Source organism: Streptomyces sp. NPDC039423 (assembly GCF_055598725.1).
Map to the genome: position 1 here is coordinate 500,210 of NZ_JBVKAH010000004.1, position 12,973 is coordinate 513,182.

The 12,973-nt window shown below is 74.3% G+C and carries 13 protein-coding genes; 11 read left to right on the top strand and 2 right to left on the bottom strand.

The window, feature by feature from the left end:
• Positions 1–65 precede the first annotated feature (65 nt).
• The 4 genes from ACZ7LK_RS16390 (at position 66) to ACZ7LK_RS16405 (ending at position 3,380) form a co-directional block, all read left to right on the top strand.
• Complete coding sequence (locus ACZ7LK_RS16390; protein WP_469465208.1) at positions 66–665, top strand: DUF5134 domain-containing protein; 600 nt, start codon at positions 66–68, stop codon at positions 663–665.
• A gap of 108 nt (positions 666–773) precedes the next feature.
• Positions 774–1,709 (top strand): M56 family metallopeptidase, encoded by a 936-nt coding sequence (locus ACZ7LK_RS16395; protein ID WP_392273444.1) that lies wholly within the window; start codon positions 774–776, stop codon positions 1,707–1,709.
• 177 nt (positions 1,710–1,886) lie between these two features.
• Complete coding sequence (locus ACZ7LK_RS16400) at positions 1,887–2,609, top strand: phosphatase PAP2 family protein (RefSeq protein ID WP_469465207.1); 723 nt, start codon at positions 1,887–1,889, stop codon at positions 2,607–2,609.
• Positions 2,610–2,726: 117 nt separating this feature from the next.
• Entirely contained in the window at positions 2,727–3,380 is a 654-nt protein-coding gene (locus tag ACZ7LK_RS16405) for a TetR/AcrR family transcriptional regulator (protein WP_392273442.1), read from the top strand.
• Here ACZ7LK_RS16405 and ACZ7LK_RS16410 read toward each other — a convergent pair.
• Positions 3,353–4,870, bottom strand: a complete 1,518-nt coding sequence (locus ACZ7LK_RS16410) for an LVIVD repeat-containing protein (RefSeq protein WP_469465309.1) — start codon at positions 4,868–4,870, stop codon at positions 3,353–3,355. The genes ACZ7LK_RS16405 and ACZ7LK_RS16410 overlap by 28 nt on opposite strands.
• A 159-nt stretch (positions 4,871–5,029) precedes the next feature.
• Here ACZ7LK_RS16410 and ACZ7LK_RS16415 point away from each other — a divergent pair, with 159 nt between their 5' ends.
• The gene (locus ACZ7LK_RS16415; RefSeq protein WP_471141342.1) at positions 5,030–5,686 is read left to right on the top strand and encodes a DUF305 domain-containing protein; all 657 of its coding nucleotides are present in this window, start codon (positions 5,030–5,032) and stop codon (positions 5,684–5,686) included.
• Between the two features lie 241 nt (positions 5,687–5,927).
• Entirely contained in the window at positions 5,928–7,274 is a 1,347-nt protein-coding gene (locus ACZ7LK_RS16420; RefSeq protein WP_471141345.1) for an FAD-dependent oxidoreductase, read from the top strand.
• A gap of 83 nt (positions 7,275–7,357) precedes the next feature.
• On the opposite strand, the gene ACZ7LK_RS16425 is transcribed toward ACZ7LK_RS16420, so the two are convergent.
• Positions 7,358–7,708, bottom strand: coding sequence for an ArsR/SmtB family transcription factor (locus ACZ7LK_RS16425; protein ID WP_392273438.1), 351 nt, complete (start codon positions 7,706–7,708; stop codon positions 7,358–7,360).
• Between the two features lie 119 nt (positions 7,709–7,827).
• Between ACZ7LK_RS16425 and ACZ7LK_RS16430 the strand changes: the two genes are divergently transcribed.
• From ACZ7LK_RS16430 to ACZ7LK_RS16450, 5 genes are all read left to right on the top strand, one after another.
• Positions 7,828–8,907 (top strand): NADH:flavin oxidoreductase/NADH oxidase, encoded by a 1,080-nt coding sequence (locus tag ACZ7LK_RS16430; protein WP_469462575.1) that lies wholly within the window; start codon positions 7,828–7,830, stop codon positions 8,905–8,907.
• Between the two features lie 105 nt (positions 8,908–9,012).
• Complete coding sequence (locus ACZ7LK_RS16435) at positions 9,013–10,098, top strand: WD40/YVTN/BNR-like repeat-containing protein (protein ID WP_469462577.1); 1,086 nt, start codon at positions 9,013–9,015, stop codon at positions 10,096–10,098.
• Between the two features lie 34 nt (positions 10,099–10,132).
• A complete protein-coding gene (locus tag ACZ7LK_RS16440; protein WP_392273435.1) occupies positions 10,133–10,810 on the top strand; it encodes a uracil-DNA glycosylase in 678 nt (225 codons plus the stop codon).
• Between the two features lie 19 nt (positions 10,811–10,829).
• Complete coding sequence (locus ACZ7LK_RS16445; RefSeq protein WP_471141351.1) at positions 10,830–11,924, top strand: N-acetylglucosamine kinase; 1,095 nt, start codon at positions 10,830–10,832, stop codon at positions 11,922–11,924.
• Positions 11,925–11,994: 70 nt separating this feature from the next.
• Positions 11,995–12,915 (top strand): sirohydrochlorin chelatase, encoded by a 921-nt coding sequence (locus ACZ7LK_RS16450; protein ID WP_471141354.1) that lies wholly within the window; start codon positions 11,995–11,997, stop codon positions 12,913–12,915.
• The last annotated feature ends 58 nt before the right edge of the window (positions 12,916–12,973 follow it).

Below are 12,973 nucleotides of genomic sequence, written 5' to 3' on the forward strand. Positions count from 1 at the left end.
GCGTGCACCCCGCCCGGGCCGGGCATCGTCCCAGCAGCCGTCGTCCCGCGAGGGGGAGGTACGTCGTGCACGGACCCGCGATGCCCGGCTGGCTGCTGGTGGCGCTGTGCCTGTGGACCGGCGCCGTCTGCCTGGCGCGGACGAGGAGCTGTACGGGCGCCGGGCGCCGGGCGGCCGTGGACGAGGCGGTGATGGGCGTGGGGATGGCCGCGATGGCGGTGCCGGCCTCGGCGGCGGGGCCGCCGCAGTGGGTGTGGACCGGGTACGCGGTGGTGTTCGGGGCCGCGGCGCTGCGGGCGCTGTGGTCGGTCCGCGGCGGTGCCGGCCACCATCTGCACCATCTGGTGGGCTCGCTGGCCATGGTGTACATGGCGCTGGCGATGACCGGGGGAGGGACGGGCCCGCACACGGCGCACGGCGGCGCCGCCGGGGCCGGGGCGGGGGGCGGGGTGCCGCTGGTGACGGGGGCGTTGCTCGTCTATTACGCGGTGTACGTGCTGCGGTCGGGCCTGCGGCTGGTGCCCGCGCCGGCCGGGACCACGGGGACGGCGGGGACGGGGACGGCGGGGACCGTGCCCGGCGGGCGGTGGTCCGGGCCGGAGACGGCGCCGGCGTGCCGGGTCGCCATGGGCCTGGCGATGCTGGCCATGCTGGCGGCGGTATGACGGGGGCGGGGTGCGCGAACCGTGACCGGTGCTGCGGATTCCGTGGTGTGCGTCACTTGCCGCGCAAGGTCATACCGATGAGTAGTGCCCCGCTCCTATGGTGAGTCCATGCTGGTCTCCCTCGCGCTGCTCGGGCTCGGCCTTCTCACCGCCGTGGCGGCTCCGCGTCTGCTGGCGCGGGTCGACTGGCCGGAGCGCGAGCCGGTCGTGGCGCTGTGGGTGTGGCAGTGCGTGGTGGCGGCGGTGTTGCTGTGCTTCGCGCTGTCGATGACGTTCAGCGCGGCGACCGCCTGGCAGGCGGTACGGGGGCACGTGTTCGCGCCCGCCCCGCGCGCGGTGGTCGAGGCGTACGAGCTGGGCGCGGACGGGCCCTGGTCGGCCGTGCTCGCGGTGCTGCTGGCGTGCGGCGGGCTGTGGACCGGGGCGATGCTCACCCGGGAGGTGCGCAGGGCCCGGGCGCGGCACCGGCGACGGCGCGCCGAACTCCTCGTACGCTCCCCGCTGTTGCCGGGCGAGGAGCCCGGCGCCGACGCGCTGGTGCTGCTGGAGGGCGAGCGGCCGGACACCTGGTGGCTGCCCGGATCGGCGCCTCGGCTGGTCGTCACCACGGCCGCGCTGCGCCGCTTGAAAGGACACCAGTTGGACGCGGTCCTCGCCCATGAGCAGGGGCACGCGCGGGCGCGCCACCACTGGCTGCTGCACTGCTCCACGGCGCTGGCCACCGGGTTCCCGCGGGTTCCGGTGTTCGCGGCGTTCCGGAACGAGATGCACCGGCTCGTGGAGCTGGCGGCGGACGACGTGGCGTCGCGGCGGTACGGGCGGCTGACGATCGCGCTGGCGCTGGTGGAACTGAACGAGGACCGGGGGGTGTTCGGGCCGTGCCCGGCCCCGGACGCCCAGCTTCCGCACCGGGTGAACCGCCTGCTGGCCGCCGCGCCCCGCCTCACCGCCGGGCGGCGCCTGCGGCTGACGGCGGCCGCCGCGTTCGTCCCGGCGGTGCCGCTGCTGGTGGCGTTGGTCCCGGCGCTGAAGGCGCTGGGGTGAGCGGTCGCCGGGCGCTGAGGGCGCGGCGGTGAGTGGTCGCCGGGCGCTGAGGGCGCGGCGGCGAGCGGTCGCCGGGCGCTGAGGGCGCGGCGGTGAGTGGTCGCCCGGCCGTGCCGCGACGCGCCGGGCCGGCGGGCGCACGGGGATAGTCCGGGGAAGGCCGGGGAGGATCACCCCATGCACTCCCCCACCCGTTCCCGCACCCGCTCCCCTTCCGCCTCGGCCGTCGCCCTGTGGTCAGGGGCGCTCTCGGCCGTCCTGCTGGCGTTCGTCGCGGCCGAGTGGGGGCCCTTGATCACCCTGGACCGTGCGGTGGCGGAGGGAATGCACGATTCGGCGGTGCGCAGTCCGGCGCTCACGCAGGCCAACCGGATCCTCAGTGACTGGGTGTGGGATCCGTGGGCCATGCGGGTGCTGGTGGCCGTAGGGGTGGTGTGGCTGTGGCGGCACGGGGAGCGGCTGCTGGCGGTGTGGGCCGCGTCGGTGAGCGTGCTGGGCTCCGCCGTGCAGCAGGTGCTGAAGGCGGCGGTGGGCCGCGAGCGGCCGCAGTGGCCCGATCCGGTGGACTCGGCGCACTTCTCGGCGTTCCCGTCCGGGCACGCGATGACGGCGGCGGTGACCTGTGGGCTGCTGCTGTGGCTGCTGTCGCGTTCCGGCGCGGGCCGGCGCGTGCGGGCCGTGGTGCTGCTCGTCGGCCTGGTGTCGGTCGTGGGGGTGGGTCTGTCGCGGCTCTACCTGGGGGTGCACTGGGCGTCGGACGTCCTGGGCGGCTGGCTGCTGGGGACGTGTCTGGTGGCCGTCGCGATCCTGACGTACGAGCGGACGGCCGCGCGCGGAGCGGCGCGGCGGGACGGGCGGGACGGGAAGGGCGCCGAGCGGCGGGGCGGCTACGTGGCCTGACCCCGCCCCCACACGTCGGTGCAGGCCGACGGGACCAGGCGATCCCCCGCGTCGCCCGGTCCGGCCGGCCTTGCCCCGAGTATATTGGCTGTGAGCCAGTCAACGCAGGAGTTAAGCATGTCCCCGCGCAGCGCATCGGTCAATGAAGAGCTGCGACGGCGTTCGCGGGAGCGGCTGCTCCAGGCGACGGTGGAGCTGGTCGCCGAGCGGGGGTACGAGGCGACGACGCTGGCGGACATCGCCGACCGGGCGGGTTCGGCGCGCGGGCTGGTGTCGTACTACTTCCCGGGCAAGCGGCAGTTGCTCCAGTCCGCGGTGCACCGGCTGATGCACCTGACCCTGGAGGCGGCGCTGGAGCGCGAGCCCCGCAGCGAGGACGGGCGGGAGCGGCTGGCGCGGGCCATCGACGCGATCCTGGGCCTGGCGATGGAGCAGCCGCTGCTGATGCGTACGCACATGGCGGGGATCCTCCAGGCGGAGGGGTTCGTCCAGGGCCCGGAGCAGCAGCGGCTGGCGTCCCTGCTGCGGGACACGGTGGACCGGTACGGCTCCCGGGACGTGGACGCCGACTATCCGCTGCTGCGGGCGCTGCTGATGGGCGCGGTCTTCGCGGTGCTGCTGCCGGGGGCGCCCATGGCGCCGGCGCGGCTGCGCGCCGAGCTGTTCCAGCGGTACGGGCTGGACTGGGAGCTGGGCGTGCCGCCGGACGGTGGTCCGTCCGGCGGCACGGGTGGGAGCGGCGGTCAGTCGTCGTCGAAGTCGTCGAAGTAATCGGGCTGCGTCTGCACGTTGAGCCGGTGCATCCGCAGCCGCTTCGCCGGGTCGGTGCGACGGTCGTCGAGCCGGAGGACGTCGAAGCCCTTGACCATGTCGTTCGAGTAGATGTGGCCGTTGTAGTAGTACGCCGACCAGGAGCCGCCGGTCACCAGCTTGTCGGTGCTGAGCGGGCCGCGCTCGAAGTAGGCGATCTCCTTGGGCCTGGTGGAGTCGGTGAAGTCCCACACCGAGACGCCGCCCTGGTACCAGGCCTGGACCATGATGTCCTTGCCCTTGACCGGGATCAGCGAGCCGTTGTGTGCGACGCAGTTCTCGGTGTCCGCCTGGTGGCGGTCGATCTTGAAGTAGCTGCGGAAGACCAGCTTGCGCTTGTCGCCCTTGCCGACGATGTCGTAGATGCCGTCGGCGCCCCGGGTGGGTCCGGTGTGCTCGTTGCAGGTGGCACCGACCCCGCCGCCCAGCTCGTCGGTGAAGACGACCTTGTTGGCCTTCTGGTTGAAGGTGGCGGAGTGCCAGAAGGCGAAGTTGACGTTGTCCTGCACCCGGTCGATGACCTGGGGGTTCTCCGGGTCCTCGATGGAGAACAGGATGCCGTCGCCCATGCAGGCGCCGGCTGCCAGGTCCTTGGAGGGCAGCACCGTGATGTCGTGGCAGCCGGTGGTCTTGGAGACGCCGGGGTTGGTGGGCGCGCCCGGGTTGCCGCCGCCGTCGGGGCCCTCGCCCGGGAAGAGGACGGGGAAGTTCACGATCGCGGCCTTCTCGGGGGCCTTGCGCGGCACCTTGATGACCGAGATGCCGTCGTGGGGCGGCTGGCAGTCGGGGAAGGCGGCGTTGGGCGAGTACGAGGAGACGTAGACGTAGACGTTCCGGCCGTCCGGCACCAGGGTGTGGGTGTGGGAGCCGCAGGCGGTCTCGACGGCGGCGACGTACCGGGGGTTGCGCTTGTCGCTGATGTCGAAGACCTTGATGCCCTCCCAGGAGGACTTCTCGGTGGCGGGCTGCGTGGTGCTGGTGCAGGAGTTGTCGCTGCGCGAGGAGTCGGTGGAGAGGAACAGGAGGTTGCCGGAGACGGACACGTCGTTCTGGGAGCCCGGGCACAGGACCTGGGCGACCGTCTCCGGAGCGGTGGGATCGCTGATGTCGAAGATGCGGAAGCCGTCGTAGTTGCCGGCGAAGGCGTAGCGGCCCTGGAAGGCCAGATCCGAGTTGACGCCGGTGAACGCCTCGCGCGGGACGTTGGCGAGGTGGGTGATGTTGGCGCTGTGGACGGTCTCGTCCACCCCGGGCACCTCACCGGAGGCGATGGCGGTCCGGGCTTCGTCCCGCTGTTGCGAGGAGACGGTGCCCGGCGGGGCGGGTGCGTCCCCGGGGTCGGGGATGGCGGCGGCGGGGCCGGCCGTCAGGAGTGTGGCGAGAAGTCCGGCCGCGGCGGTGGCCACGCCCAGTCGTCTGCGTCGCACATGAGTGGTGCGCAACGAGGTCACTGCGTCGTCCTCCCTTGTGTCCGTTCGTATCCGATCGGGTGACGGACTCCGGCAGTATCGGCCTCTACATGTACATCTCAACAGGTCCAACACAGACTTAATCGAGGAGTCCGAGCGCAGCGGCGGTCCCGGCATCACCCGTGCACTGGAGGTTTCGTGTTGAAGCGCAGCTCAAGCGTCGTGGCGGCGGTCGCCCTCACCGCCGTCCTCTCCCTGGCCGGCTGCGAGGCCGGGCCCCCGGGGGGCGGTGCCGAACCGCAGCCCAAGGCGGCGGGCGGGGGCGGCGGCCCGGTGGTGGTGGCTCCCGGCGGTCCGGGTGAGCCCGCGCGGACCCTGTCGCCGGAGCAGGCCCGTGCGGCCGTTCCGCCGGACACGCCCAATGCGGCGGATTTCGCCTATGCGCAGATGATGATCGTCCACCATGGCCAGGCCCTGGAGATGACCGCCCTCGCGGCGAAGCAGGCGGCGTCGACCCAGGTGAAGCAGGTGGCCGCGCGGATCGCGGCGGCGCAGGAGCCGGAGATCGGCGCGATGCGGGGGTGGCTGAAAAACAACGGTGGGCCCAGGCCCCACTCGGGCCACGACCACGGCACGATGCCCGGTATGGCCACCGAGGCCCAATTGACCCGGTTGCGCCAGGCGCGCGGCCGCGCCTTCGACGAGCTGTTCCTGGAGCTGATGATCACGCACCACCAGGGGGCGGTCACCATGGCCGCCGAGGTGCTGGCGCAGGGGAACGCCGTCCAGGTGGAGGAGATGGCCAACGACGTGATCACCCAGCAGACCGCCGAGGTCGACCGCATGCGCGCGATGTGACGCGGCGACCCGCCGGGGGCCCCGGGGCCCGGGCGATGGCGAGCGGGGCGGGCGGACGTTAAGATCATCATTTACAGCGGAAAATGCATGATCCTGCATATCCGGCACCATAAACATCGGATCCTCCCCGTCCGTCGTGGCACGCGCACGCGTGCCACGGTCGGCGCACGCCGCGCCCGCCCACTCCCGCCCCGGGCGCCGCGGTGCGATCCTGGGAGTCCCTGCGGGAAGGAGCGCACCCGTGCTTCGTGTCGCCGTCGTCGGTTCCGGGCCCAGCGGGGTCTACACCGCGCAGTCCCTCGTCGAGCAGACCGCGGTACCGGGTGTACGCGTCCACGTCCTGGACCGGCTGCCGTGCCCGTACGGGCTGGTGCGCTACGGAGTGGCACCGGACCACGAGAAGATCAAGTCCTTGCAGAACAACCTCCGCACGGTCCTGGAGCACGAGCGGATCGGATTCGTCGGCAACGTCGAGGTCGGGGCGCGCGGGCTGACGCCCGAGCGGCTGCTGGAGCTCTACCACGCGGTCGTCTACTGCGTGGGCGCGGCGCGCGACCGGCGGCTGGACGTGCCCGGCGAGGACCTGCCCGGCAGCTACTCGGCCACCGAGTTCGTCTCCTGGTACAGCGCCCACCCGGACGCGGTCGCCGGCGGGTTCGTCCTCGGCGCCCGGTCCGCGGTGGTGATCGGTGTCGGCAACGTGGCCGTCGACGTGGCCAGGATCCTGGCCCGCGGCCCCGAGGAGCTGCATCCCACCGACGTACCCGAGACCGCGTTGGGCGCACTGGCCGCGAGCCGGGTGCGGGAGGTGCACATGGTGGGCCGGCGGGGCCCGTCCCAGGCCAAGTTCACCACCAAGGAGCTGCGGGAGCTGGGCGCGATGCCGCGGGCGCGGGTGGAGGTCGAGTCGTCGGACCTGGCCCTGGACCCGGCGTACACCGATCCGGCGGGGCTCCCGGCGGTCAACCGGCGCAACGTGGAGGTGGTCCGCGCCTGGGCGGGGGCCACCGGCCGGGACCCCCGGGAGCGGGTGATCCGCGTGCGGTTCTTCCTGCGGCCGGTGGAGGTGCTGGAGCGCGACGGCCGGGCGGCCGGGGTGCGTTTCGAGCGCACGGTCCCGGACGGTGCGGGCGGGGTGCGCGGGACGGGGGCGTACGAGGACGTCGAGGGGCAGCTCGTCCTGCGGGCGGTCGGCTACCGCGGAGTGCCGCTGGAGGGCTTGCCGTTCGACGCGGCGCGCGGGACGGTCCCGCACGCGGCGGGGCGGGTGCTGCGGGACGGGAGGCCGTCCCGGGGCGAGTACGTGGCGGGATGGATCAAGCGCGGCCCGACCGGGGTGATCGGCACCAACCGGCCGTGCGCGAAGGAGACGGCCGGCTCGCTGCTGGCGGACGCCCCGGCACTGGCCCGGCGGGCGGTGGCGGAGGACCCCCTCGCCACGCTGCGCACCTGGGGCCACCGGCCGGTGGAGTGGCCGGGCTGGCTGTCGATCGAGGAGGCGGAGTCGGCACTCGGCCACACCCTGGGCCGCGGCTCGGTCAAGATCCCCGACTGGAGCGGGCTGCTGGCGGCCGCCGGGCAGGACTGATCCGGTCCGGACGGACCGGTGCGTCCAGGCGGTTCGGACGGCCCTGGCGGCCCGGGCCGTCAGGGCGGACCGGGTACGGGGGGTCAGGCGCCGGCCAGCCGCGCCTCCTGGCCCTCGGCCGCGGCCAGGACGGTGTCCAGCAGGCCCGGGAAGAGGGCCTCCAGGTCGGTCCGGCGCAGGGCGTTCATCTTGGCCGTGCCGCGATAGGTCTGGCGGATGACGCCGCTTTCGCGGAGGACGCGGAAGTGGTGCGTGGTGGTCGACTTGGTGACCGGCAGCTCGATGTACGAGCACGCCACCTCCGTACCGGACGCCGCCAGTTCGCGGACGACTCGCAGCCGCATGGGGTCGGACAGCGCGTGGAGCACGCCTTCGAGGCGGATCTCGTCGCGCGCGGGGTGCGCGAGTGCGCGCGGGCTGGTCGCGGTGGTCACGGCGGCTCCAGGTCGGTCGGTTCCCTCCATTGTACGAGGAGCCTCGTAGTTTGACAGGTGGCGTACTACGATGGTTATCGTACGAACCGTAACCGGCCCCGCCCTGACTGGAGTCCGCCGTGAGCGCACTGTTCGAGCCCCGCACCCTGCGGTCGCTGACCATCCCCAACCGCGTCTGGATGGCACCGATGTGCCAGTACAGTGCCGAGGCCACGGGGCCGGACGCGGGCGTGGCGAACGACTGGCACTTCGCCCACTACGCGGCCCGCGCCGCCGGCGGCACCGGCCTGATCCTGCTGGAAGCGACCGCGGTGGCGCCCGAGGGCCGCATCAGCCCGTACGACCTCGGCATCTGGAACGACACACAGGTCGAGGCGCTGCGCCGGATCACGGGCTTCCTCAAGGGCCAGGGCACCGTGCCGGGCATCCAGATCGGCCACGCCGGGCGCAAGGCCTCCACCGACCGGCCCTGGAAGGGCGGCGCCCCCGTCGGCCCCCAGGCGCACGGCTGGCAGCCGGTCGCCCCCAGCGCGGTGCCGTTCGACGAGGGCCACCCCGTCCCCGACGAGCTGACGCCGGAACGGATCCAGGAGATCACCGGCAGGTTCGCGACGGCCGCCCGGCGCGCGCTGGACGCGGGCTTCCAGGTGCTCGAGATCCATGGCGCGCACGGCTACCTGATCGGCGAGTTCCTCTCCCCGCACAGCAACCACCGCACCGACGCCTACGGCGGCTCCTTCGAGAACCGCACGCGCTTCGCCCTGGGCGTCGTCGACGCGGTGCGGGAGGTGTGGCCCGAGGAACTGCCCCTGTTCTTCCGGATCTCCGCCACCGACTGGCTGGAGGAGGCGGGCTGGACCGCCGATGACACCGTCCGTTTCGCCGCGCTGCTCAAGGAGCACGGCGTCGACCTGCTCGACGTGTCGACCGGCGGCAACGCGCCGCGCGTCCGCATCCCCGTCGGCCCCGGCTACCAGGTGCCGTTCGCGGCGCGGGTGAAGGAGGAGACGGGGCTGCCGGTCGCCGCCGTGGGGCTGATCACCGAGGCCGAGCAGGCCGAGAAGATCGTCGCGAACGGCGAGGCGGACGCGGTGCTGCTGGGCCGCGAGCTGCTGCGCAACCCGTCCTGGGCGCGGCACGCGGCGCGGGAGCTCGGCGGTGACGCGCACGTGCCGGACCAGTACCACCGCTCGGTCTGACGCGCCCGCCCCGACCAGGGCGGACGCCGCCTCCGGGCGCCGGTGTCAGTGGGCGGGTGCACACTGGCCCGTATCCGCGACAAAGGCGTCCAGGAGGTGTCGGCGATGACCGACGTACTACTGACCGTAGGCACCCGCAAGGGGCTGTTCACCGGCCGCAGGCGCGGCGGCCGGTGGGAGTTCCAGGGCCCTCACTTCAACGCGCAGGCCGTGTACGCGGTCGGTATCGACATGCGCGGGGCCACCCCGCGGGTGCTGGTCGGCGGGGACAGCTCCCACTGGGGTCCGTCGGTGTTCCACTCCGACGACCTGGGCGCCACGTGGACGGAGCCGGTGCGGCCCGCCGTCAAGTTCCCCAAGGACACCGGGGCTTCGCTGGAGCGGGTCTGGCAGCTCCACCCGGCCGGGCCCGCGGCGCCCGGCGTGGTGTACGCGGGCACGGAGCCGGCCGCGCTGTTCCGCTCCGAGGACGGCGGGGAGAGCTTCGAGCTGGTCCGGCCGCTGTGGGAGCACCCGACGCGGTCCCGGTGGGTCCCGGGCGGCGGTGGCGAGGGACTGCACACGGTCGTCACGGACCCCCGGGACCCGGACGCGGTGACGGTCGCGGTCTCCACGGCCGGGGTGTTCCGCACCCGGGACGGCGGCGCGAGCTGGTCACCGTCGAACCAGGGGGTGTCGGCGGTCTTCCTGCCGGACCCCCACCCCGCGTTCGGCCAGTGCGTGCACAAGATCGCCCAGGACGCGGGCGACCCGGACCGGCTCTACCTCCAGAACCACTGGGGGGTGTACCGCAGCGACGACGCGGGCGGCACCTGGACCGACATCGGCGCGGGGCTGCCCTCCGACTTCGGCTTCGCGGCGGCCGCGCACCCGCACCGCGCCGACGTGGCGTACGTCTTCCCGATCACGGCCGACTCCGACCGGGTCCCGGCGGAGCGGCGGTGCCGGGTCTACCGTACGAGTGACGCGGGCCGGAGCTGGGAGGCCCTGTCGGACGGCCTGCCGGACGGCGACCACTACGGGACGGTGCTGCGCGACGCGATGTGCACGGACGACGCGGATCCGGCCGGCGTCTACTTCGGCAACCGCAACGGCGAGGTGTACGCCAGCGCCGACGAGGGCGAGAGCTGGCGGCTGTTGGCCTCCCACCTGCCGGACGTGCTCTGCGTGCGGGCGGTGGTCGTCGGGTGAGGCGCCCGCCCGCTGCGCCAGTAGAGTGACGGCCGTGGCAGCACGACCGTTGAAAGAAATCGTCGAGCCGGGGTGGGCCGAGGCCCTCGCGCCGGTGGCCGAACGCATCGCCGGAATGGGTGACTTCCTCCGTACGGAGATCGCCGCCGGACGCACCTACCTCCCGTCCGGACCGAACGTGCTGCGGGCGTTCCAGCAGCCGTTCCACGAGGTCCGGGTGCTGATCGTCGGACAGGACCCGTACCCGACGCCCGGGCACGCGGTGGGGCTCAGCTTCTCCGTCGCGCCCGAGGTGCGGCCGTTGCCGGGCAGCCTGGAGAACATCTTCCGGGAGCTGCACTCCGACCTGGGCCTGCCCAGGCCGTCGAACGGCGACCTGACGCCCTGGACGCGCCAAGGGGTGCTGCTGCTCAACCGGGCGCTCACCACGGCTCCCCGCAAACCGGCCGCCCACCGGGGCAAGGGCTGGGAGGAAGTGACCGAACAGGCCATCAAGGCGCTCGTGGCCCGGGGCAAGCCCCTGGTGTCCGTGCTGTGGGGACGCGACGCCCGCAACCTCCGTCCGCTGCTCGGCGACCTCCCGGCCATCGAATCGGCCCACCCCTCGCCCATGTCGGCGGACCGGGGCTTCTTCGGCTCCCGGCCGTTCAGCCGGACGAACGAACTGCTGGTCGGCCAGGGATCGCGGCCGGTCGACTGGCGGCTGCCGTGACGGTCCCCGCGACGGCCGGATGAGCACCGGGACCTGGGTGCTCGGCGTCGACTCGGGCGGCTCCGGACTGCGGATCGCGCTCGGGACGGCCCCGGGCGCGTCCGGCGGGGGCCGGGTCGCCGGCGGCGTCACCTCCGGCGACCCGGTGCCCGTCGGCCCGGACGGGATCGACGCGGCTCACCTGCTGGAGCGGCTCGTGCCGGCGGCCGAGGCACTGCTGGAGCGGGCCGGGGCCGGCCGGCTCGCCGCGGTCGCGGTCGGGGCGGCCGGGATGGCGACGCTCGGGGACGCGGTGCGCGCCACCCTGCCGGAAGCGCTGCGCCGTTCCCTCGGGGTGCGCCGGCTGGCCCTGGCCGCCGACGCCGTGACCGCGTACGCGGGTGCGCTCGGACAACGGCCCGGGGCGGTGGTCGCCGCGGGCACCGGTCTCATCGCGGTCGGTACGGACCTGTCCCGCTGGCGCCGCGCGGACGGCTGGGGGCATCTGCTGGGCGACTGCGGCGGCGGGGCCTGGATCGGCCGTGCCGGCCTGGAGGCCGCCCTGCGCGCCCATGACGGACGGCGCGGTGGCTCCACCGCGCTCCTGGCGCGCCTGGAGGCGGTGTTCGGCCCCCCGGCGACTCTCCCCGGCCGGCTCTACCCGCGGACCGACCGGCCCGCCGTGCTCGCGTCGTTCGCGCCCGAGGTCGGCAGGTGCGCCGCCGAGGGGGACCCGGTGTCCGCCGGCATCCTGGCGCGGGCCGCCCGGCACATCGCGGAGGCCGCGGCCGCCGTCTGCCCGCGCGAAGGGAACGGCGGGACGGACGGGGACGACGGGACGGGCGGCGCCGGGGACACGAGGGGCCACGGCGGTGCGAGCGGTGGCGGGCACGGCGGCGGAGGAGGTGAAGTCGCGCTGACGGGCGGACTGTTCGGGATGGGCGACCCCCTCCTCGTACCGTTGCGTGCCGAACTGGCCGCCCAGCTCCCGCACGCCCGCCGGGTACCCGCCGCCGGGGACCCGCTCGACGGCGCGCTCGCCGTCGCGGGGGCCCTCGCGACGGGCACGCTCCGACTGCCGCGCGAGCCGGGCATGCTGGAGACAATCACCCCCGGACCGACGACTCGGACATAGCTGGACAGAGGGCGCCTGACCGCCCCCTCCCCAAGCGTCGAAGCAGGTAAAGCCAGTAGCATGCGGCGCCATGAGCTCCCCCACTGGGCCCGCTTCCGGCCTGCCTGTACGAATGCCGCGACCCCGACAGTCCGGGCGGCACCGTCGCCCTGAACCCGTGGCGGCCCCCGAGGGCGCGCCCGCGCTCGTCCTCGCCGTTCCCGGCACCCCTTCCGCCGCCGTCCGCGGTCTGGCCGAAGAGGTCGTGAGCATCGCTCGTTCCGAGCTGCCCGGCCTGGAGGCCGCGATCGGTTTCCTGGACGGCGACGGGGTGGAGTACCCCCTGCTGTCGGCGGTCCTGGGGCGGGCCGCGGAGCTGCGTGTCGAGCGGTACGAGCTGGCCAGGGCCGCCGGCCGCGAGGTGGCCGAGCCCCAGGGCCCGGCTGCCGTGGTCGTCCCGCTGCTGGCGGGTCCCGACCGGACGCTGACGGACCGCATACGGCAGGCCGTCGCGGACAGCGGCGCGGCCGCCGAGCTGACCGACGTCCTCGGACCGCACCCGCTGCTCGCGGAGGCGCTGCACGTGCGCCTGTCCGAGGCGGGCCTCGCCCGCGCCGACCGGGCGCGGCTGTTCACGGTCGCCACGGCGGCGGACGGCATCGTGCTGGCGACGGTCGGCGGTGAGGAGGCCGTGCAGGCGGCCGGGATCACCGGCATGCTGCTGGCCGCCCGGCTCGCGGTCCCGGTGATGGCGGCGGCGCTGGACCAGGAGGGCTCGGTGGCGGCGGTGGCGCAGCAGCTGCGCGGCTCCGGTTCGCTCCAGCTCGCGCTCGCGCCGTACCTGATCGGCCCGGAGCTGGGCGAGGGGCTGCTGGAGGAGGCCGTGAAGGCGGCGGACTGCCCGGTGGCCCAGGCACTGGGCGCCTACCCGGCGGTCGGCAAGCTCGTGCTGTCGCAGTACACGACGGCGCTGGGCATCGCACCGCAGCCGCAGGGGACCCCGGTCCGCTGACGGTCCGCCGGCCCGCCCGCCGGCCCGCCGACATCGAGGGCCCGTACCGGAGACGTCC